Annotated in this window: 17 protein-coding genes; 8 read left to right on the top strand and 9 right to left on the bottom strand. The window is 62.2% G+C overall.

Annotated elements, in window-relative coordinates; genetic code table 11:
• Positions 1-139: 139 nt before the first annotated feature.
• The 5 genes from glgD to E0E29_RS02885 form a co-directional block, all read right to left on the bottom strand.
• Positions 140-1,258 (bottom strand): glucose-1-phosphate adenylyltransferase subunit GlgD, encoded by a 1,119-nt coding sequence (gene glgD / locus E0E29_RS02865; RefSeq protein WP_130848555.1) that lies wholly within the window; start codon positions 1,256-1,258, stop codon positions 140-142.
• Positions 1,255-2,472, bottom strand: coding sequence for a glucose-1-phosphate adenylyltransferase (locus E0E29_RS02870; RefSeq protein WP_130848556.1), 1,218 nt, complete (start codon positions 2,470-2,472; stop codon positions 1,255-1,257). Before E0E29_RS02870 ends, glgD begins: the two co-directional genes overlap by 4 nt.
• 54 nt (positions 2,473-2,526) lie before the next feature.
• Positions 2,527-4,569 carry a 1,4-alpha-glucan branching protein GlgB gene (glgB, locus tag E0E29_RS02875; protein WP_130848557.1) on the bottom strand — a complete coding sequence of 681 codons (2,043 nt, stop codon included), beginning with the start codon at positions 4,567-4,569 and terminating at the stop codon, positions 2,527-2,529.
• 215 nt (positions 4,570-4,784) lie between these two features.
• Entirely contained in the window at positions 4,785-5,921 is a 1,137-nt protein-coding gene (locus tag E0E29_RS02880; RefSeq protein WP_130849060.1) for a D-alanyl-D-alanine carboxypeptidase family protein, read from the bottom strand.
• A 181-nt stretch (positions 5,922-6,102) separates the two neighbouring features.
• Complete coding sequence (locus E0E29_RS02885) at positions 6,103-6,564, bottom strand: GNAT family N-acetyltransferase (protein WP_130848558.1); 462 nt, start codon at positions 6,562-6,564, stop codon at positions 6,103-6,105.
• A gap of 221 nt (positions 6,565-6,785) precedes the next feature.
• Between E0E29_RS02885 and hrcA the strand changes: the two genes are divergently transcribed.
• The 8 genes from hrcA (at position 6,786) to rpiB (ending at position 18,710) form a co-directional block, all read left to right on the top strand.
• Positions 6,786-7,838, top strand: a complete 1,053-nt coding sequence (gene hrcA / locus E0E29_RS02890; protein ID WP_130848559.1) for a heat-inducible transcriptional repressor HrcA — start codon at positions 6,786-6,788, stop codon at positions 7,836-7,838.
• Between the two features lie 25 nt (positions 7,839-7,863).
• Entirely contained in the window at positions 7,864-8,424 is a 561-nt protein-coding gene (grpE, locus tag E0E29_RS02895) for a nucleotide exchange factor GrpE (RefSeq protein ID WP_130848560.1), read from the top strand.
• A 79-nt stretch (positions 8,425-8,503) separates the two neighbouring features.
• Positions 8,504-10,366, top strand: coding sequence for a molecular chaperone DnaK (gene dnaK, locus E0E29_RS02900; RefSeq protein WP_130848561.1), 1,863 nt, complete (start codon positions 8,504-8,506; stop codon positions 10,364-10,366).
• A 106-nt stretch (positions 10,367-10,472) separates the two neighbouring features.
• Positions 10,473-11,639 carry a molecular chaperone DnaJ gene (dnaJ, locus tag E0E29_RS02905; protein ID WP_130848562.1) on the top strand — a complete coding sequence of 389 codons (1,167 nt, stop codon included), beginning with the start codon at positions 10,473-10,475 and terminating at the stop codon, positions 11,637-11,639.
• A 132-nt stretch (positions 11,640-11,771) separates the two neighbouring features.
• Positions 11,772-14,699 (top strand): Ig-like domain-containing protein, encoded by a 2,928-nt coding sequence (locus E0E29_RS02910; protein WP_130848563.1) that lies wholly within the window; start codon positions 11,772-11,774, stop codon positions 14,697-14,699.
• Positions 14,700-14,801: 102 nt separating this feature from the next.
• Entirely contained in the window at positions 14,802-17,036 is a 2,235-nt protein-coding gene (locus E0E29_RS02915) for a glycosyltransferase family 39 protein (protein ID WP_242622347.1), read from the top strand.
• A 24-nt stretch (positions 17,037-17,060) separates the two neighbouring features.
• Positions 17,061-17,867, top strand: coding sequence for a histidinol-phosphatase HisJ family protein (locus E0E29_RS02920; RefSeq protein WP_130848564.1), 807 nt, complete (start codon positions 17,061-17,063; stop codon positions 17,865-17,867).
• A gap of 408 nt (positions 17,868-18,275) precedes the next feature.
• Complete coding sequence (rpiB, locus tag E0E29_RS02925; RefSeq protein WP_130848565.1) at positions 18,276-18,710, top strand: ribose 5-phosphate isomerase B; 435 nt, start codon at positions 18,276-18,278, stop codon at positions 18,708-18,710.
• A 90-nt stretch (positions 18,711-18,800) separates the two neighbouring features.
• On the opposite strand, the gene E0E29_RS02930 is transcribed toward rpiB, so the two are convergent.
• The 4 genes from E0E29_RS02930 to E0E29_RS02945 form a co-directional block, all read right to left on the bottom strand.
• On the bottom strand, positions 18,801-19,658 hold the full coding sequence (locus E0E29_RS02930; protein ID WP_130848459.1) for an IS3 family transposase: 858 nt from the start codon (positions 19,656-19,658) through the stop codon (positions 18,801-18,803).
• A complete protein-coding gene (locus E0E29_RS02935) occupies positions 19,655-19,969 on the bottom strand; it encodes an imidazolonepropionase (RefSeq protein ID WP_130848458.1) in 315 nt (104 codons plus the stop codon). Before E0E29_RS02935 ends, E0E29_RS02930 begins: the two co-directional genes overlap by 4 nt.
• 111 nt (positions 19,970-20,080) lie before the next feature.
• Positions 20,081-20,683 carry a cytidylate kinase-like family protein gene (locus tag E0E29_RS02940; protein WP_165449769.1) on the bottom strand — a complete coding sequence of 201 codons (603 nt, stop codon included), beginning with the start codon at positions 20,681-20,683 and terminating at the stop codon, positions 20,081-20,083.
• Positions 20,684-20,807: 124 nt separating this feature from the next.
• Positions 20,808-21,983, bottom strand: a complete 1,176-nt coding sequence (locus E0E29_RS02945; RefSeq protein WP_130848567.1) for a 5-bromo-4-chloroindolyl phosphate hydrolysis family protein — start codon at positions 21,981-21,983, stop codon at positions 20,808-20,810.
• Positions 21,984-22,222: the final 239 nt, after the last annotated feature.

The following is a 22,222-nucleotide window of genomic DNA, read 5'->3' on the forward strand; positions in this document are numbered from 1 at the left end:
TCTCCATCCTTGATCCGCGTCCGGACACGGTCCGCGGCCGCCATGCAGGGCGGACCCGCGGGTGCCCGGAGGGGGCAGGTGTGGGGCCGCCGTACACGGCGGCCGCATCCCTGCGCCGCTCTGCGCGGTCTATGTACCGTTATACCACGGCGTTTTTGGCGATGGCCAGCGGGTAGGTCTCGTGACCCATGAGCATCCGGCCGGCGTTGACCTGTACGTTCTTATCGGTGATGGCGTATTTGAGCACCGCGCCCTGATGGATCACCGTGCCCTGCATGAGGATGCAGTTCTGCACCTTGGCGCCCTTCTCCACGGTGACGCCGCGGAAGAGGATGGAGTTCTCCACCTCGCCCTCGATGATGCAGCCGTCGGCCACCAGGGAGTTTTTGGACTTGGAACCGGGGCCGTAGTAGGTGGAGGGGTTGGACATGTCCTTGGTCTTGATAGGCCGCAGGGGGTTGAAGAGATCAGCCCGGACGGCGGGGTCCAGCAGCTCCATGCTGCGGGCGTAGTAGCCGGCCACGGACTGGAGCCGGGCGGCGTAGCCCTCGAAGGTGTAGGACACCAGCTTCAGGCGGCTGCCCATATCCAGCAGCACCCCCTGGCTGAAGGAGGGGATGTTGTGGGCGATGCAGTGCTCCACCAGGGACATCAGGAGGTCCTTGCTCATGATGTACACCTCCATGGACTCACAGCCCATGGGGCTCACCGGGTGGACGGACACGTCGGTGATGATGCCGTCCTCCCGGACGGTGAAGTAGTCGGAGCTGCGGGCATCCCCTCTGGGCACCGGGGTGCACACGGCGGTGATGTCGGCGCCGGTGCGCAGGTGGTGCTCAAAGACGTCGTCCAGGTCCAGGTTCACGGCCACGTCGCCGCCGGCCAGGACCACGTAGTCCTGACGGATGCGATCCAGGTAGGAGTAGACGCCGGCCAGGGCGTCCATGCGGCCCCGGTAGTCGCCCTCCCGCTGCTTGTCGGCGTAGCCGAAGGGGGGGAGGATGCGCAGGCCGCCGTGCTTGCGGGAGAGGTCCCAGTCCTTGCCGGAGCCCACGTGGTCCAGGAGGGACTGGTAGTTGGCGTGTACGATGAGGCCCACGTCGGAGATGCCGGCGTTGACCATGTTGGAGAGCATGAAGTCCACCACCCGGTAGCGGCCGCCGTAGGGGATGGAGCAGGTGTTCCGGGGCTGGGAGAGCTCCCGGAGCTGAGGATTGGAGCGGTATGCGAAAATGATCCCGTGCAGCTTGTTGGTCATTTCGCCGCACCCCCTTTCACGTTCCGGGTGACCATGGCCTTGGCCGAGGCCACGGCGTTGTCACCCACCTTGATGCCCTCGGCGACCACGGCGATGCCCCAGTTGTCGTCGGCACCCTCCGCCTCCGGCGGGGCACCCACCTTGGCGCCGGCGCCGATGACGGCGTTCTCCGCCACGATGGCGTACTCCACGTCGGCGCCCTCCTTGACCACGGCACCGGGCATGAGGATGGAGTAGCGCACCTTGGCGCCCTTCTCCACCGTCACGGAGTGGAAGAGGACGGAGTTCTCCACCTCGCCGTCCACCACGCAGCCGCCGGTCATCAGGGAGTGGTGGACCACGGCGTCAGGGCCGGTGAAGTGGGGGGGACGGGTGGGCGTGCGGGCGTAGATGGGCCACTCGGTGTCGTAGGGGTCGATGCCGCTGTGGACGGAGAGCATATCCATGTTGGCGTCCCACAGGGAGTCGATGGTGCCCACGTCCTTCCAGTAGCCGGAGAAGCGGTAGGCCGCCATCCGCTCGTTGTTGGCCAGCATGGCGGGGATAATGTTCTTGCCAAAGTCGTTGGCCGACTTCTCGTCGGCCTCGTCGGCGATGAGGTACTCCCGCAGCTGCTTCCAGTTGAAGATGTAGATGCCCATGGAGGCCAGGTTGCTCTTGGGCTTTTTGGGCTTCTCCTCAAACTCGTAGATCATGTCGTCCTGGTCCACGTTCATGATGCCGAACCGGGGCGCCTCCTCCATGGGGACCTCCATGACGGAGATGGTGCAGGCGGCGTTCATGGCCTTGTGGTGCTCCAGCATCTGCTCGTAGTCCATCTTGTAGATGTGGTCGCCGGACAGGATGAGGACGTAGTCGGGGTCATACAGGGAGATAAAGCCGATGTTCTGGTAGATGGCGTTGGCGGTGCCCTTGTACCAGGTGCCCTTGTCCCCCTCCTTCACGTAGGGGGGCAGGATGTGGACGCCGCCGTCCGAGCGGTCCAGGTCCCAGGGCTGGCCGTTGCCGATGTAGCCGTTGAGCTCCAGGGGCTGGTACTGGGTGAGGACGCCCACGGTGTCGATACCGGAGTTGACGCAGTTGCTCAGGGGAAAGTCGATGATGCGGTACTTGCCCCCGAAGGGAACGGCGGGTTTTGCTACTTTTGACGTCAGAGCTTTCAGACGGCTGCCCTGTCCGCCTGCCAGCAGCATGGCGACACATTCTTTTTTCATCTCTATCACCTCTTGGTCAAAGTGGAGATCACAGGAGAACAGCGGGAGGGGGGCTCACCCCTCCTTGGGGGACTTCTTTACGGCGGGGTGCTGGGCCTTGGGGCGCACCGCCGGGTGGGGGGACTTCTCCTTCGCCGCCGGCTTGGACGCCGGGGCCTTTACGGCCAGCTTGGCCTCCTTCTTCCGCTGGGCGGGGAACTTGCGGGTGCACTTGTAAATCACCGCGCTCATGGGCGGCAGGGTGATGATGATGGACTGCTCCCGGCCATGGCAGGGGTTATAGGTGCTCTTCACCGGCTCCTTGTCCCCCCGGCCCTCGCCGCCGAAGGCCTCGTCGTCGGTGTTGAAGATGCAGGTGTAGGCGCCCGGCACCGGCACGCCGATGCAGTAGCCCGTCCGGTCCACCGGCGAGAAGTTGCAGACGATCACCAGAGCGTCCCCCTTGTCATCCTTGCGGAGGAAGGAGATGGTGTTGGCCTGGTTGTCGTCGGCATAGATCCACTCGAAGCCCTCCCAGGAGAAGTCGTCCTGCCACAGCTCCGGGTGCTCCAGGTAGAGGTGGTTGGCAGCCTTGAAGAAGGCCTGGGTCTTCCGGTTGATCTCGTTGTCCATCAGGTGCCAGTCCAGAGAGTACTCAAAGTGCCACTCGTTCCACTGGCCGAACTCGCTGCCCATCATCAGCAGCTTCTTGCCCGGATGGGTGAGCATATATGTATAGAAGGCCCGGACGCCGTGGAACTGCTCTTCGTAGGTCCCCGGCATCTTGTTGAGGAGGGAGCCCTTCATGTGTACCACCTCGTCGTGGCTGAGGGGCAGGATGAAGTTCTCCGAAAATGCATACATAAAGGAAAAGGTGATGTCCCGGTGGTTGAACTGCCGGAAGTAGGGGTCCAGCTTCATATAGTGGAGCACGTCGTTCATCCAGCCCATGTTCCACTTCAGGTTGAAGCCCAGGCCGCCCTCGCTCACCGGGTGGGACACCTTGGGCCAGGCGGTGGACTCCTCGGCGATCATCAGCACGTCGTCATGCTCGGCGAAGATGCGCTCGTTGAGCTTTTGGATAAAATCCACGGCCTCCAGGTTCTCATTGCCGCCGTGGATGTTGGGCACCCACTCGCCGCCCTGTCGGCCGTAGTCCAGGTAGAGCATGGAGGCCACCGCGTCCACCCGCAGGCCGTCGATGTGGTACTTCTCCAGCCAGAAGAGGGCGGAGGAGAAGAGGAAGGAGCGCACCTCGTTGCGCCCGTAGTCGAAGACCCGGGTGCCCCAGTCGGCATGCTCGCCCTTGCGCATGTCCTGGTACTCGTAGCAGGGCTCGCCGTCGAACTCATAGAGGCCGAAGGCGTCCTTGGGGAAGTGGGCGGGCACCCAGTCCAGGATGACGCCCACCCCGGCCTGGTGGAGCTGGTCGATGAGGTACATGAGGTCGTCGGGGGTACCGAAGCGGCTGGTGGCGGCAAAGTAGCCGGTGCACTGGTAGCCCCAGGAGTCGTCCAGGGGGTGCTCGGTGAGGGGCATGAACTCCACGTGGGTGAAGCCCATCTCCTTCACGTAGGGGACCAGGTAGTCGGCAATCCCCCGGTAGGAGAGGAACTGCCCGTCTCCCGTCCGCCGCCAGGAGCCCAGGTGGACTTCATAGATATTCAGCGGACGGTGATAAATCGGGTTTTTCTTCCGATAGTCCAGCCAGGACTGGTCGTTCCACTGGTAGGACCCCAGCTCATAGAGCTTGGAGGCGGTGCCCGGTCGGGTCTCGGCGTGGAAGGCATAGGGGTCGGCCTTCAGAAGGGTCCGGCCGTCTTTGGTGCGGATGGAATACTTATAGATGTCGTAGCGATCCAGACCGGGGACAAAGCCCTCCCACAGTCCCCCGCCGATGGGAGAGAGGGGATTGGCCTCCTCCTCCCAGCGGTTGAAGTCTCCCACCACGGAGACCTCCGCGGCGTGGGGCGCCCACACGCGGAAGGTATAGCCCCACTGCCCGTCCCGCTCCTGGGCGTGGGAGCCCATGAATTCCCAGGCATGGATGGCCTCTCCGCTGGTGTACGCCCTGACGTTTGCTTCCCCGGCGGCGGCGGGTTTGTTCGTGCGATCCATGGTCAGCGCCTCATTTCATTGGTAATATTATCCAAATGTCCCCTGGGGACACCGTCGAAGCTTGTCAATAACGCTAATTGACCAAAATCATAGGTCATGTTATTTGTATGAATTATACAACACAAACAGCACTCAGTCAAGGTGCGGGGGCAGGAGGATTCATAAATTTTACGCATATTTTTCCGTTTCTTTCCTGGAAAAAAGTCAGCGTCCCGTTACCCGGCCAGGAAGAGGTTCCGCACCAGCCGCAGGAAGAGGCCGGGGACGGTGATGCGCGCCACCGCCTGGTCGGCCACCAGGGGGATGGTGCACAGCCGGGTATCGCCGGCGGAGACGGTCAGCTCACCCAGCTTCTGGCCCTGCTCCACGGGAGCCTCCACGTCCTCGGAGAGCTGGAGGGAGGTGGTGATCTGGTTGAGCTGGCTCTTCTCCAACAGGATGCGGCTGCCGTTTGCCAGCACGGGCTGGACGGTGTCGGTCACCCCCAGGGAGACGGCCACCGGCGGGATGGCCTGGTCGGGGCGGACGTCCACCAGGGTATAGTTGGCAAAGCCGTAGGTGAGCAGGGCCTGGGCGGCACTGAAGCGCTGGGCGGAGGTGGGGGATCCCAGCACCACGGCGATGAGCTCCATACCCTCCCGCTCGGCGGTGGCGGAGAGACAGTAGAGGGCGGAGTCGGTGGAGCCGGTCTTGAGGCCGGTGCAGCCCTCAAAATAGCGCACCAGCTTGTTGGTGTTGGCCAGCTGGAACTGTCCGCCCCGGATGGTGTCCATCCAGATGGTGCTGTACTGCCGGATGTCCGGGTGGTTGAGGATGAGCTCCCGGGACATGAGGGCGATGTCGTAGGCGGAGGTCAGGTGGCCCGCCGCAGGCAGGCCCGTGCAGTTGACGAAGTTGGTGTCCGCCATGCCCAGCTGGGCGGCCCGCTCGTTCATCCGGGCCACGAAGGCCTCCTCGCTGCCGGCGATATGCTCGGCCAGGGCCACGGCGGCGTCGTTGCCCGACACCACCGCCACGGCCTTGATGAGCTCCTCCGCGCTCATCTGCTCCCCTTCCTTTAAATAGACCTGGGAGCCCCCCATGGAGGCGGCGTGGGCGGAGACGGTGACCTGGTCGGTGAGGGCCATACGGCCCTCGTCCAGAGCCTCCATCACCAGCAGCAGGGTCATGATCTTGGTGACGCTGGCGGGCTCCCGCTTGTCGTGGGCGTTCTGCTCACACAGGACGGTGCCCGTCTCCTTTTCCATCAGGACGGCGGCGGCGGCCTCCACCTGGGGACTGTCGGCGGCGGCAGCGGCGGCGGGACAGACCAGCAGCCCGGCGCAGAGCAGAACAGCGAGGGTTCGTTTCATCATGGCGCTTCTCCTCCATCATCGAAGATTCCTGTAAGAAAGAGGATGTGGAGGGAGAGAGGATTCTATACTGGAAAGAATGGGAAGGCAGGAACGGTGGTTTCTGCTGAAAAAAAGAAAGTACGATCGGAATAGAGGGATTTCGAGCGGGACCGGCCCTTCTGTGCCGGTTCTGCAACGGTCAGAGCTCTTTTTTCATGGCGATGTCGGAGAGCTCGAAGGCCACGTGGTCGTGGTCCTCATAGCGGAAGCCGTAAGACTCATAGATATGGAGGGCGGCCTTGAGGCTGTGGTGGGAGGTGAGGACCAGGGTGTGGACCCCCATGGCCCGGGCGGCGTCGATGGTGGCCTCCATGAGGGCCTTGCCGATGCCGTGGTTCCGGTAGGCCTCCAGCACCCCGAATTTGAAGGGCTCGGCCACACCGTTGCCGAAGGGCTCCAGCATCATCATGCCCACCGGACGTCCCTCCGCCATGGCCAGAAAAATGCGCCCGCCCGCCGCCAGCACCCGCTCCGGGTGGGTGAGCTGGTCGATGTCCGCCGGCTCCAGGAGGTCGTTGCCCTCCAGCCAGGGCAGGGAGATGTCCATGAGGGCATCCTTATATTGGTCGTCATAGTCCTGAATGGAAAAGTCAAACGGCATGACAGCCCCTCCTCTTTTGCTTCCATCATCCTACCACATCTGTCTCCATTTGGCAATCGGACAACGGGTGTGCAAGGCCGGAAAACAAAAATTACCGGGGTGAAACCGTTCACATTTAATTTACAACCTACCCTATTGACTTTTAACCGGGGTGGTGGTAGATTTACATTAGCACTCATGGAGAATGAGTGCTAAAACCACAGAGAAGAAGGTGAGCGGGGATGGATCTGACAGAACGGAAGAAAAAGATCCTCCGCGCCATCATCGAAAATTATATCCAGACGGCGGAGCCGGTGGGCTCCAAGGTCATCGCCGCCACGCCGGGGCTCAACGTGTCCTCGGCCACCATCCGCAACGAGATGGCCGATCTGGAGGCCCTGGGCCTGCTGGAGCAGCCCCACACCTCCGCCGGACGCATCCCCTCGCCGGGGGGCTACCGGGTGTACGTCAACGAGCTGATGGAGGACTACCGCCTGTCGGCACAGGAGACCCGGAAGCTCAACGAGGCCCTGCACCTGAAGATGCGGGAGCTGGACCAGGTCATCGACCAGGCCGGCCGGGTGATCTCACAGCTCACCCAGTACCCAGCCTTCGCCCTGGCTGCCGGGTCCAGCCGGGTGACCATCCAGCGTTTCGATCTGCTGATGGTCTCCAGTGACTCCTTTATTATTGTGGTGATGACGGACACCAATGTGGTCCACAACCGTCTGGTGCGGCTTCCCTCCGACCTGAGCGAGGCCCAGCTCCAGCTTCTGAACACATTGCTGAATACCACCTTCACCGGCCTGACCCTGGACGAGATCACCCCTGAGCTCATGCGGGTGGCCTCCCACGCGGCAGGCGAGGCCTACGGCCTCATCAGTTTGGTAGTTTCCTTCGCCATGGATGTGCTGGAGAGTCTGGAGCAGCGCAGAGTCCACACCGCCGGCATCGCCAGTCTCCTCTCCCACCCGGAGTACCGGAGTCTGGACCGGGCCGCCCCCCTCATGAGCTATCTCAGCGAGGACCAGGACGCCGCCCGCTTCCCGGTGCCCCAGGGGGACCCCATGGAAATCCTCATCGGCCCGGAAAACGTGGCCGATGCCCTGAAAGACACCAGTGTGGTGGTGGCCAGCTACGACATCGGCGACGGCATGCGAGGCGTCATCGGTGTGGTGGGTCCCACCCGGATGGATTACGCAAAGATCACCGCCCGTCTCTCCTATTTCGCCGCCGGCCTGAGCCGCCTCTTTGAACAGGGCAGCCTGCCGCCGGGGGAGGAACCGGAGAAGTAGGACGATCCACTTAGGAGGTAATCGCTTGAGCAAGCAGGAAAAGAAACAGCAGGACCCGGCCGTGGAGGAGGTCCCCGTGGAGGAGACCCAGGCCCAGACCGAGCCCCAGGCCGCTCCCCAGCAGGAGGCGGCGGCCGATCCGCTGCTGGAAGAGCTGGAAAAGCTGCGGAAGCAGATGGACGAAAAGGAGGAGCAGTACCTCCGCCTGGCCGCCGAATACGACAATTTCCGCAAGCGCTCCCAGAAGGAGAAGGATGGCATTTACCAGGGCGCCAAGAGCGACGCCGTGGCCGCCTTCCTGCCCGTGTACGACAATCTGGAGCGGGCCCTCAAGCAGGAGACCGCCGATGAGGCGTACAAGAAGGGCGTGGAAATGACCATGACCGGCCTGAAGGAGATCCTCTCCAAGCTGGGCGTGGAGGAGATCCCCGCCCTGGGCGAGACCTTCGACCCCGCCCTCCACAACGCCGTCATGCATGTGGAGGATGAGAACGCTGGGGAAAACACCGTGGTGGACGTCTTCCAGGCCGGCTTTAAGCTGGGCGAGAAGGTCATCCGGTTCGCCATGGTTAAAGTAGCAAATTAACTTTATCCCGTAGGCGGCCTTTGGCCGCCCGCACGACCATCGTTAAAAATAAGTTTTCAATATATTGGAGGAATCGTTTATGTCTAAGATCATCGGTATCGACCTTGGTACCACGAACTCTTGCGTAGCCGTCATGGAGGGCGGAGAGCCCGTCGTCATCGCCAACGCCGAAGGCAACCGCACCACCCCGTCCGTGGTGGCCTTCTCCAAGGACGGCGAGCGTATGGTGGGCCAGGTGGCCAAGCGCCAGGCCATCACCAACCCCGACCGCACCATCATGTCCATCAAGCGTCAGATGGGCACCGACCATAAGGTGAACATCGACGGTAAGGCCTACACCCCCCAGGAGATCAGCGCCATGATCCTCCAGAAGCTGAAGGCCGACGCCGAGGCCTATCTGGGCCAGCCGGTCACCGAGGCCGTCATCACCGTCCCCGCCTACTTCAATGACGCCCAGCGTCAGGCCACCAAGGACGCCGGCAAGATCGCCGGCCTGGAGGTCAAGCGTATCATCAACGAGCCCACCGCCGCCGCTGTGGCCTACGGTGTGGATAAGGAGAAGCAGGACCAGAAGATCATGGTCTACGACCTGGGCGGCGGCACCTTCGATGTGTCCATCCTGGAGATCGGCGACGGCGTCATCGAGGTCCTCTCCACCTCCGGCGACACCCATCTGGGCGGCGATGACTTCGACGAGGCCATCATGAACTGGATGGTGGCCGAGTTCAAGAGCTCCAACGGCATCGATCTCTCCGGCGACAAGGTGGCCATGCAGCGCCTGAAGGAGGCCGCTGAGAAGGCCAAGATCGAGCTCTCCGGCGTCACCTCCACCGCCATCAACCTGCCTTATATCACCGCCGACGCCACCGGCCCCAAGCACCTGGATCTGACCCTGAGCCGCGCCAAGTTCGACCAGCTCACCGCCAATCTGGTGGAGCGCACCGCCGGCCCCGTCCGTCAGGCCATGAGCGACGCCGGCCTCACCGCCAACGACATCTCCAAGGTCCTGCTGGTGGGCGGCTCCAGCCGTATCCCCGCTGTGCAGGACATGGTCAAGAAGCTCACCGGCAAGGAAGGCTTCAAAGGTATCAACCCCGATGAGTGCGTGGCCATCGGCGCCGCCATCCAGGGCGGCGTTCTGGTGGGCGACGTGAAGGGCCTGCTGCTGCTGGACGTCACCCCCCTGTCCCTGGGCATCGAGACCATGGGCGGCGTCATGACCAAGCTCATCGAGCGCAACACCACCATCCCCTGCAACAAGAGCCAGGTCTTCACCACCGCCGCCGACAACCAGACCTCCGTTGAGGTCCACGTCCTCCAGGGCGAGCGTGAGATGGCCCAGTACAACAAGACCCTGGGCCGGTTCAACCTGGACGGCATCGCTCCCGCCCGCCGCGGCGTGCCTCAGATCGAGGTCACCTTCGACATCGACGCCAACGGCATCGTGAACGTCTCCGCCAAGGACCTGGGCACCGGCAAGGAGCAGCACATCACCATTACCTCCTCCACCAACATGTCCAAGGAGGACATCGATAAGGCCGTCCGTGAGGCCGAGCAGTTTGCCGCCGAGGACGCCAAGCGGAAGGAAGAGGTGGACGTCCGCAACCAGGCCGACCAGGTGGTCTACCAGACCGAGAAGGCCCTGGAGGATGCCAAGGACAAGATCGACGCCAATGACAAGGCCAGCGTGGAGGCCGCCCTGGGCAAGCTGAAGGAAGCCCTGAAGGGCACCGACGTGGAGACCATCAAGGCCGCTACCGAGGAGACCACCAAGGCCTTCTACCCCATCGCTGAGAAGATGTACCAGCAGGCCAATCCCCAGGGCGGCCAGGCCGGCCCCGACATGGGCGGTTGCGCCGGCGGCGACTGCGGCGGCTCCTGCGGCACCGATCCCAACGTGGTGGACGCCGACTACAAGGTCGTGGACGACGACAATAAGTAAGATTCTTTTGAATTCAGAAAGGGCTCCGGCGGTCAACCCGGCGCCCATGGAAAGTGCAGGCGGGGTCGGAGACCCCGCCCCTTTCCGCGTAAAGAGGTGAGAACCAATGGCGGAACAGAAACGAGATTATTATGAAGTCCTGGGCGTCAGCAAGGGCGCGTCGGACGATGAGATCAAGAAGGCCTACCGCAAGCTGGCCAAGAAGTACCACCCCGACCTCAACCCCGGCGACAAGACGGCCGAGGCCAACTTCAAGGAGGTCAACGAGGCCTACGAGATCCTCTCTGATAAGGACAAGCGGGCCCGGTACGACCAGTTCGGCCACGCGGGGGTAGACCCCAACTTCAACCCCAACGGCGGCGGCTTCGGCGGGTTCGGCGGCTTCACCGATATGGGGGACATCGACCTGGGCGACCTGTTCGGGTCCTTCTTCGGCGGCGGCTTCGGGGGCGGCGGCGGCAGCCGGCGCAACGCCCCCCAGAAGGGCGAGACCATCCGGGCCGGGGTCACCATCTCCTTCGAGGAGGCGGCCTTCGGCTGCGAGAAGGAGGTCACGGTGAGCCGCACCGAGCAGTGCGACGTCTGTAAGGGCACCGGCTGTGCCCCCGGCACCACCGCAGAGGTCTGCCCCGACTGCCACGGCAGCGGTACGGTGCGCATCCAGCGGGGCGGCGGCGGCTTCTCCTTCTCCACCACCACCTCCTGCCCCAAGTGCCGCGGCACCGGTAAGATCATCCACCAGCCCTGTAAGACCTGCAACGGCGCGGGCACCGTCCGCAAGCAGAAGAAGCTGGCGGTCACCATCCCCGCCGGCATCGACAACGGCCAGGCCGTCTCCCTCCGGGGCCAGGGCGGCGCGGGACGCAACGGCGGCCCCGCCGGCGACCTGCTCATCGGCGTCACCGTCAAGCCCCACCCCATCTTCCGTCGGGAGGGCACTGCGGTCTATATGGACCAGCCCGTCTCCTTCGTCCAGGCTGCCCTGGGCGCCGAGCTGGAGATCCCCACCATCGACGGCAATGTGAAGTACGAGATGCCTGAGGGCACCCAGTCCGGCACCACCTTCCGGCTCCGGGGCAAGGGTATTCCCGGCCTGGGCGGCCGGGGCAGGGGCGACCAGTATGTCACCGTGAAGGTGAAGGTCCCCACCGGCCTCAACAAGGAGCAGAAGGAGGCCCTGCGTGCCTTTGCAGCCACCATGGGTGAGGAGCACGGCGGCGGCGACCCCATCAAAAATTTCTTTGAAAATCTGGGCAACAAAAAGAAGAAATGAATCCTTTTTAACCCCGGTCCCCATGGGACCGGGGTTGTTTTGTTCCGGGGGGTGGACTTCTGATGAGGAGGGGGCTATACTGTGGGTGAGAAACGCGTTTTCAGGCGCGAAACAGAGAGGAGTTTGTCTGCAATGAATTGGAAACAGATCCTGGCGGCCGGATGCATCGGAACGGCGCTGCTCACCGGCGGACTGTCCGCCGGCGCCTTTTCCGATACGCCTCCTGCCTGGTCGGCGACACAGCTGACCCATCTGGAGGAAAACGGAGTTCTGGAGGGACTCAACACCGAAGTTGCCACGACCGATCCCATCCGCCGCGGCGACTTCTGCCAGCTTCTGGTGAACCTGGTCCAGAAGGAGATGACTCCCTCCAGTTTTGCTGCTGTCCCCGCCAAGGAGAGCGGCTATTTTACCGACATCGCCGACACGGTGAACGAGTACAACCTCGGTGGAAAGAACGGCATGTATTACGCCGCCGCTTACGGCATTACCGAGGGCACCCTGGTGAACGGACAGCGCCGGGCGGACACCGAGGCTCTCCTCACCCGGGAGCAGGCGGCCAAAATGATGTGCTCAGCCATCGACTTCCTGGAGCAGTCGGTGCTGGAGGGCTCCGTGGCCCAGCGGGGTACGGCCAAGACCTTCACCGACGTTGCCTCCATCAGCTCCTGGGCCGCCGCCTATGTGGACCAGGCTTCTGCCATGGGCATTATGGAGGGAGACGAGATGGGGCGGTTCAACCCCAAGGGCACCATTACCTGGAACGAGGCAGCCGTTATGGTGGACCGGGCCTTCACCTCGGCCACTGCCCTCCGAAGTGAGCAGCTGGCAGGAGCCGGGATGACCCTCCTCCAGAGCCAGGCCCCCGTGATGGCCACCAGCTCCGTCTACCTGGAGAACACCGCCCTGTGGCTGATCCCCGGCGCCGACGGCGGCTATGCCGTGGCCTCCGTGGATGAGGCCCAGCTCAAGGTGGAGACCTTCTCCAAGGACGGTGTCTCTCAGGGTATCCGTACCCTGCCCGCCGAGTTGTCCATATTCGGCGGCTTCTACGTGGGCGAGGACGGCTACTATGCTGTCTACGGCCAGAGCAACATGGAGGAAAACGACGGCAAAGAGGTCTACCGCGTCGTCAAATACGACCGGAACTGGAACCGGGTGGGCGCTGCCTCCATCACCGGCGGGGAGAGCTATACCATCCAGCCCTTCCGCGCCACCGCCAACACCGCCATGGTAGAGGAGGACGGTACCCTGGTCCTCCATACCGCCCGGCTGCGCTACACCAGTGAAGATGGCATCAACCACCAGTCCAACTTCACCGCCCATATCCGCACCTCCGACATGTCGGTGCTGGAGACCAGCAGTGAATTTCCCGACAACCATGTGAGCCACTCCTTTTCTCAGGACGTGATCTTTGCCGACGGCGCGCCTGTCTACGCCGACCTGGGCGACGCCTATCCCCGTGCCTTCGCCATTTCCCAGTCCAGCGGCACCCAGGCCGAGGTGCTGCCCTTCTATGGCGCCATCGGCAACAACACCACCTGCGCCACCCTGGGCGGACTGGCCGCCTCCGACGGCTACTATCTGCTGGCCGGCGCCTCTGCCCCCCAGACCGATGCCGCCTCCTGGCGGGCAGACCGGATGAACGCCATGCTGGCTGTGGTGCCCAAGGACGGTTTCCCCAAGGGCGAGGCCGACATCCAGTGGCTGACCAACTATACCGACGGCAGCGAGTGGGTGGAGAATGTCCGCCTGGTGACCGTTAACGACAACACCTTCGTGGTCATGTGGCAGACCCGTGATGCCGCCGGCAAGGTGGGCGACTTCAGCTACGCCCTCTTTGACGGCCAGGGCCGCCAGATGGGGAGCACCCAGACCGTGGCAGACTATCAGATGCCCACCGGCAATGTGGTGGTGGACCGGGAAACCCTTACCTGGGTCCGGGCCGACTTTGGTGTGATCGGCCGGAGCTATACCGAGAACAACCGGGGTCTCCTGATCTACACCCTCCAGGTGGACGCCAACCAGGCCACCGGCAGCACCGATGTCTCCTTTGACCTGACACCCTCCACCCTTGAGCTGATGACGGGCGGGAAGAGCGAAAAGCTGACCGTCAGCAGCAGCGGCGTCTCCGGCACTCAGCCCCAGATCACTTATCGCTCCAGCGACTATGCCGTGGCCTATGTGGATGCCGAGGGCACCGTCACCGGCCGCAGCGCCGGTACCGCCACCATCACTGCCTCCATGACCTACCGCGGCAAGACCTATACGGACACCTGTGCCGTCACCGTCACCCAGGCGCCCGACCTGACCGGGCTGAAGCTCACCCCCTCCTCCGCCACCCTGAAGGTGGGGGAGACTCTGGACCTGACGGTGGAGACCGTCCCCGCCGGACTCAACCCCACCATCATCTGGAGCTATCGCGGCTCTCTGCGGGCCACGGATAACCTCCACGCCATTTACACCGCCGAGAAGGTGGGCACCGATACCATCACCATTTCGGCCACTACCGCCAATGGCCGCACCGTGACCGCCAGCTGCACCGTTACGGTTACCGACGGTACCACCACGGAGGAGCAGCCCGGCGCCGGCACCGGGAGCGAGACGCAGCCCGGCACCGGTACGGGGAGTGAGACGCAGCCCGGTACCGGCCCCAGCGGCCCGGCCTCCGACCAGCCCTACGACACCGATTATTACCGTGAGGACTTCGGCTCCGGCCGCTATCTGGAGATCCGGGCAGTGGACGGTTCCACCGTGGAGATCAGCGGCTGTCTGGACCAAAGCCAGGCGTACTACAACTACGTAGTGGCATGGGCTCCCGGCGGCAACAAGGCGGAGGTGCCCTATGTGGAGGGACAGCCCTTCCAGACTACGGTGCAGGTGGATACCTCTTCTGTCCGGAAGTCGGCCCAGGAGGGGAAGGTGCCCTACCTCACCGTCATGATTTGCCAGCACTATACACCGGGCGATAGCTCTCTGGCCGGGTTCAGCTTCCAGGATGCCGACATCGGCCTGGTCCCCGGCGGCGACGGATTTTTGTTCCATGTCATGCCCCGGTGAGCCGCCGGCAAGAATCTTTTGACATCCATAGGGAAAAGAAATACAATAGGGGACGGGCATGCGTGCCCGCCCCCTATTTTTGTGTTGCGCCGGAGGTGCCTCATGACCCAGCTGCAAACCATTGTGGACCAATATATCCTGCCCTGTCTGCCGGGAATGCTCATCGCCCTGGCCGTGCTGACGGGGGTATTCTTCTTTTCCGCCCACTGCTGCGCCGCCGCGCGGCCCAGGAAGGGGAGCCTGGAGTGGGTGGCCCTCCAGGAGCAGACACCCTTCTCCTTCACCCTGCCCCGCCACCCGGTGGGACGGGCGGACCTGCTGCCCATGCTCCTCATCACGGCGGTCTACGCCGCCACCGCCTTTTTCCGTCTGGGCTCCTTTTCGGCGCCCCAGTCCGCCCTGGACTTCGGGGAGGACCAGACCGTCACCGTGACCCTCTCCCAGGAGATCCATCTCACCAAGCTGGTCTACTTTTCTAACCTGGGCACCGGAGACTACAATGTGGAGATCTCCCAGGATGGTCAGACCTGGTATACCCTCTGGCAGAAGGAGGAGGACGGCAAGGATGTGTGGTACTGGGCCGACGCCGAGGGCTACGATCCCAGCTACGCCCTGCCCCAGGAGTATAATGACCTCTTCAAGTGGCAGACGGTGGAGCCCACCAACCCACAGGACATAAAGTACCTCCGCATCACCGGCCGGGCTGACAAGGGCCTGCTGGAGCTGGGGGAGCTGGCCCTCTGTGATGAGAACGGCCTCATCGATCTCACCGGCCTCACCACCGGCGGAGAGGCCCTCTTTGACGAGCAGGACACCGTGCCGGAGCTGTCCACCTGGTACAACTCCACCTACTTTGACGAGATCTACCACCCCCGTACCGCCCTGGAGCACATCGAGGGGGTCTATCCCTACGAGGTCTCCCACCCGCCCCTGGGCAAGCTCACCATGAGCCTGGGCATCCTGCTCTTCGGCATGACCCCCTTCGGCTGGCGCTTCATGGGCACCCTCTTCGGCGTGCTCATGCTGCCCATCCTCTATATCTTCCTCAAAAATCTCTTTGGCAAGCGAGTGGTGGCCACCTGCGGCACCATTCTCTTCGCCGTGGACTTCATGCACCTCACCCAGACCCGCATCGGCACCATCGATACCTACGGGGTCTTTTATATCCTCCTCATGTACTACTTCCTCTACCGGTGGCTGACTCTGGCCCCGGGGACTCCGTTCCGCCGCTGCGCCCTGCCCCTCTTCCTCTCCGGCCTCTTCTGGGGCATCGGCGCCGCCAGCAAGTGGACCGTCATCTACGGGGCGGTGGGCCTGGCCGTCCTCTATTTCATCGGCCTCTTCTCCAAGCTTAGGGACTGGCCCGCCGAGGCCACGGGCAAGCTGCCCTGGCTGTGGAAGACCCTGGCCTTCTCGGTGCTGTGCTTTGTTCTCATCCCAGCCCTCATCTACACCCTCTCCTACTGGCCCTATGCCGCTGCCCGGGGCAACGACGCCGGGCTGTGGGGTATCCTGGCCGAGATCTTCACCTGGCCCTTCACCCAACTGCCCCAGGTCCTCAGCGGCGAGCGGGAGCTCTTCATCAAGGACAGCCAGAACGTGGTGGACATCATACTCCAGAACCAGCACTTCATGCTGACCTACCACGAGGGGGTCACCGCCTCCCACCCCTACTCCTCCCGGTGGTACCAGTGGATCGTGGACGCCCGCCCCATCCTCTACTACCTGGACAACACCTCCGGCAAGGCTGAGGGGCTCAAGGCCGCCTTCGGCTGCTTCAACAATCCGGTGGTCTGCTGGACCGGCCTGCTGGCCATTCTTGCCTGCGGTGCCCAGGCCTTCCGCAGAAAGCGGTCCCGGGCCATTTTCTTCCTGGCTGTAGCCGCTGTGGCCGTGGTGGCCTGCCTGCGGACCGAGGCTACCTTCCAGTCTGACGCCGGCACTACCCTGCTGGTGGGCGGCATCCTGCTGCTGATTCTGGGCGTGGTCCTCTGGCTGGGCGGCGGCGCCCTAGCCAGCTGGGCCTTCCCCCTTCGCTCCCGCCAGGCCCTTTTCATTGTCATGGGCTACCTCTCCCAGCTGGTGCCCTGGATGTTCATCGGCCGCACCACCTTCGAGTACCACTACTTCCCCTCCACCCTCTTTCTGGTGCTGGCCATCAGTCTGCTCTTTGACGGCCTGATAGAACGCAGCCGCCGCTGGAAGAACGGGGTGTACGGCCTTACCGCCCTGGCTGTGGGACTCTATATCGCCTTTTATCCCGTGCTTGTCGGCCTCATGGTGCCCACCTGGTATACTTCCAGCTTCCTGAAGTGGTTCCCCTCCTGGCCGTTCTGATTTCCACATAGGAGGTCCCCTTTTATGTATTATATCGACTATCACACCCACACCAAACTCTCCCCCGACGGGGAGGTGCCCCTCATGGAAATGGCCGAGGCCGCCGTGAAGGCCGGCCTTGCCGAGCTGTGCGTCACCGACCACTACGACCTGGTGGACCAGGATGGCAAGCCCGAGCCCAACGCCTACGACTGGGCCCCGGCTCTGGAGCAGTGGCGGGAGGCGGCGGAGCGGTACCGGGGGCGGCTCACCATCCGGCTGGGGATGGAGTTCGGCAGTGCCAACCGCTATCCCGACCGGGCCAGGGCCACCCTGGACCAGCCGGAGCTGGACTTCGTCATCGGCTCCCTCCACAACCTGACCCCCGAGGCCGGCGCCAGGGACTTCTACTTTGTGGACTATACCGCCCCGGAGGTGTGCTACGCCTGCCTGGACGACTACTTTGCCCAGATGCTCCGCCTGGCGCCCCTCCCGGACTACGATGCCCTGGGCCACATCATCTATCCGCTGCGGTATATGTGCATGCGGGATGGGCAGACTGTATCCTTGGACCGGTACTGGGAGCAGATCCGGGAGATCCTGCGCACCGTGGTCCAGACCGGCCACGCCATCGAGCTCAACACCTACAATGGCCGCACCACGACCGACTGGCTGCCGGTGCTGAAGAGCTACAAAGAGGTGGGGGGAGAGCTCATCACCGTGGGCTCCGACGCCCACCGGACGGAGAATGTGGGCAAGGGGGTACCGGAGGCCTATGAGCTCCTGGCCCAGGCCGGATTCCGGTATGTGACCCTTTACGAGAAGCGTCAGCCCAGACCCGTCAAGCTGTGAGGTAGATTCGGAAGAGCTTATCTTACACAAAAGGTTATATTAAAATAGAATACAACAAAAAGTATTATATTTTAGACAAGAGGCTTGGACAGCGTGACCGCCGGACGCCGCTGTGCGGCGGCGGAAACCCGCTGCAGGATGTAAAATCACGTTGAAATATAACAAGGAGGTATCAGTATGATTGCACTTGGTTCCGACCACGGCGGCTTGTGCCCCGCAGAGCCCGGTGCGCTCTGCGGGGACCCCCCTACTGGAATTGCACGGGGCGGAATAGATCCGCCCCATGCCAAGGTTTTGCCCTTCGGGCAAAACGCTTGAACGGCGTGACCGCCGGACGCCGCTGCGCGGCGGCGGAAACCCGTTGCAGGATGTAAAAATCACGTTGAAATATAACAAGGAGGTATCAGTATGATTGCACTTGGTTCCGACCACGGCGGGTTTCCGCTGAAGCAGCACGTCAAGGAGTACCTGGATTCACACGGGCTGGACTACGTGGACTACGGCTGTGCCGACACCACCAGCTGTGACTACCCCGTCTATGCCAAGGCAGCCGCCGAGGCCGTGGCCTCCGGCAAATGCGAGCGGGGCATCGTCATCTGCACCACCGGCGTGGGCATCTCCATCGCCGCCAACAAGGTCAAGGGCATTCGCTGCGCCCTGTGCACCGACCCCTATGTGGCCGAGATGACCCGCCGTCACAACGACGCCAACATGCTGGCCATGGGTGCCGGTGTGGTGGGTCCCAACCTGGCCGACCGGATCGTGGAGGCCTTCCTCACCACCGAATTCGAGGGAGGACGCCATCAGCGCCGGGTGGACCTCATCACTGAGATGGAGCGGTAACACACAACAAAAAAGGGCCCTCCAGGCATTGAACTGCCCCAGATTGTGCGGACAGTACAAAAAAGAGCCCTTAGTAGGAAAGATTAAGTTTTAAGCGGAGAGGCGTCGCGCCAGCGGCGCCTCTCCAGTTTTTAACTGGATGCGCTCATGGTTATAGAAGTAAATATAGCGGTCAATCATCTCATTGGCTTCGGAAAAGGTCGCCGGTTTGTGGCGGTAAATACATTCTGTTTTGAGGATAGAGAAGAAATTTTCCGCCATGGCGTTGTCGTACGGGTTTCCTTTCCTTGACATGGATGGTGTGATTCCGTATGCTTGAGTCAGATTGAAGTATGCTGCAGAGGTGTACTGAAATCCTTGGTCGCTGTGGAGCTGCAACTCCGCAGCGACCCTCTTTTTCTCCTGTTTCATTGCCAGATGAACGGTATCCAGAACCAAATTCACTGTCTGCTGGGTTCCAGTCTTGTAGGCGATGATGCTGTTGTCATAGAGGTCCCGGATTATGGAAAGGTACAGCACACCCTGCCTGGTGTGGATGTAGGAGATGTCTGTTACCCATTTGCTGTTAGGTTTGTCCGCATGGAACTCCCTGTTCAGCAGATTCCTGTATTTGTGTGCCTGCCGCCCCATCTGCTGCCATTTCCTGCGGCGGCGGATCTCCGAGAGCAGATCATATTTCTTCATGATTCGCAGCACAGTTTTGGGATTGCAGAAGATATTCCGGCTTTTCAGCCACAGCCACATCCGCCGGTAGCCGTAGGTGCGGAAGCTGCGTTCCCGCTGCTGTGCGATGAGCCCCGCAAGAGCCGCATCCTTTTCTGGCTTGCCTAGGCGATGGACAAAAGCATAGTAGCCGCTTCTGGACACTCCAAAGAATTTGCACATGACTGCCACTGGATACTCTGTCCTGTGACGATAGATGATATGATACTTTACCTTTGCTCTCACTTCCTTTCTGTGAAGCGCAGAAAATCCCGCAGTAGTTTATTTTCCATGCGAAGCCGTTGGATCTCACAGGCCTGCTCTGCCACAACGTCTCCTGGCGCAGCATCTTTTCTCGGCCGTCCTTTCGGTCGTGGGCGGATTCCGGCTTCCAGTTTTCGTTCTTTACGGCGCTCACGCTCAAGTAGTCTTTTTACCACCTGCTTATTCCGGAAGCCATAGTATTCTGCGACTTCCCGCTGTGTTTTCCCCTCTGCCAACATGGCCTTGATCTCTGGTAAAAGCATTTGAACGTGTGTGTAATTTCGTTTCTTCATGACAAAACCCCCTGATGTAGTCTATTTTCCTACATCAGGGGGGCTTTTGTCACTGTCCGTTTTTACTGGATCTGTTCACATTGCCTGGAGGGCCCTCATTGTATCTTTGGGTCAGCCCTGGAGGATCATATAGTTCTTGATGAGCCGGACAGCCCCCTCCACCCCGATCTTGTCGGTGTTGATGATGAGGTCGTAGGTCTCCCCGTAGCCCCAGCGGCAGCCGGTATTGGTGCCGTAGTAGGCGGCGCGCAGCTTGTCCATCCGCCGGACCTCACGAGCGGCCTCGCTCTCCTTGAGTCCGTAGACCTCCACCGCCCGGCGTGCCCGGACCTCCGGGGAGCCGCAGATGAAGAGGTGGACACAGTTGGGCCGGTCCCGCAGCACGTAATTGCCGCAGCGGCCCAGGAAGATGGCGGGACCGCGGTCGGCCAGCTTCCGCAGCGCCGTAGACTGAGCCTCGAAGATGCGCTCACCGTAGGTGAGCGGCTGGGACTCGCAGTGGGGGGTGATGTCCGAGAGGGCGTATATGAACTCGGAAAAGCGCATATTCTCCGCCATGGAGAATTCCCACGCGCCGATGTCGCTCTCCTGAGCGGCTTTGGAAATGACCTCGTTGTCGTAACAGGGAATGTTCAGATCCTTGGAGAGCTGCTCGGCAATGGCCCGCCCTCCGCTGCCGTACTGACGGCTGATGGTAATGGTCAGGGCATTCATGGCGTACCTCCTTGCTCCGTAACGGCTTCCGCTCCCTTCAACCATATTATACCACGAGCCTTGGATATTTTCAATGAAATACAGAGAAAAGTTAAAGTAAAATTAGGAAATTTAACAATACGGTTCAGCTCCCCAGCGTCATGCCGGAGTTGCCCAGGCCGTCTTTTTCCAGCATCCGCTCCAGCACTGCCACATCGCTGGTGATGTCCATGGCGTCATCCTGGAAGAGCCGGTCCAGCTGCTGCTCGAAGCCCTCCACCACCTTGTCCATCATGCCCTCGATGCGCTCCTTGGCGGCGGAGATGTTCTCGCCCTCCACCCCCTGGGCTTCCAGCTGGGCATAGGAGCCCAGGATCTTCAGGGTGGTTGGCAGATAGTAGCTCAAAAAGCTGCGGAGCTTGCCCTCCTTGTCCGGCTTCTCACGCAGATAGGCAAAGATGTTGCCGGTGATCTCCCCGATGCGGTCGATCTTCCGGCTCATCTCCGGGTCCTCGATGGCGTCGTTGAGGGCGCGGATCTCAGTGAGCACCGCCTCGGCGCCCTCCACCTCCTTGGGAGGCGCAGGCGCCTTCTCCGGCTCCTCCTTGGGCCGGTCCTGGATGCCGTCGTCGGTGAGGAAGAGCTGATCGCTGCCCAGGTCCAGATAGCCCATGGGGAAGATGCCGTCATCCAGCATGTCCTGGAGGTCCTCCCGGATTTTCCGGGGGGCGAAGCCGGTGGCCTCCGCCAGGGTGGTCACGGAGATGGACTTCCGCCGTCCGATGAGGGAGAGGTACTGCCGGTAACGCTTGAGCCGCCGGCCCTTCCGCAGGCCGTACCACAGCATGCACAGGCCGCCGCCGCAGAAGGCCAGAGGGACGAAGATATCCTGCAGGTAGAAAAGGAAGTCACCCCAATAGAGGGCCTCCAAAAGCTCACTGAAGCCGATAAACCCAAAGACGGCGGCCACGATGGCCCCGGCGATGGTGAGCAGCCGGCCGTTGCCCTGCTCCTCCAGCTTTTTCCCGGCCTTGGACCGGGCGGAAGCCTTCCGACGCCGGGCGGCGCCGGTCTGGGTGGACGCGGCGGCGGCTTCCCCCTGGGTGGTGCCGTCCTGAGCGGCGGCCTCTCGCTGGAGATCGTAGGGATGGCGGCCCACCTGCCCCCGGCGGCGGCCGGTGACGCCGACCAGCCGCAGAATCAGCAGGAATAGCCCCAGGGGCGGAAAGCAGAAGAGAAAGATCACAATGGGGATCCAGGAGAGCAGATCCCTGTTGTTCCGGTCCTGGCCGGAGCGGTTGAATTGGCGTGGGTCAGACATGTCGGATCCCTCCGAATCGAGATCTGGAAGATGCAGAAGATAGACAGGTGGATTTACGCTGTTCAGTATCCAACATCATACAACGAACGGAAGAAAAAGTAAAGCCGCCGGGGGCTTGAGCGAAGCACGGCCAGGGAGCCGGCGCAGGCCCTGTCCCGACGATGTAACCGTTCTGTAATTGCTTTTTTCCCCTATGGAACATATAATGTATCATGGTTTCTTGTAAACAGCATTCAACG

It is taken from the genome of Intestinimonas timonensis (assembly GCF_900626145.1).
Taxonomy (GTDB): Bacteria; Bacillota; Clostridia; order Oscillospirales; family Oscillospiraceae; genus Intestinimonas; species Intestinimonas aquisgranensis.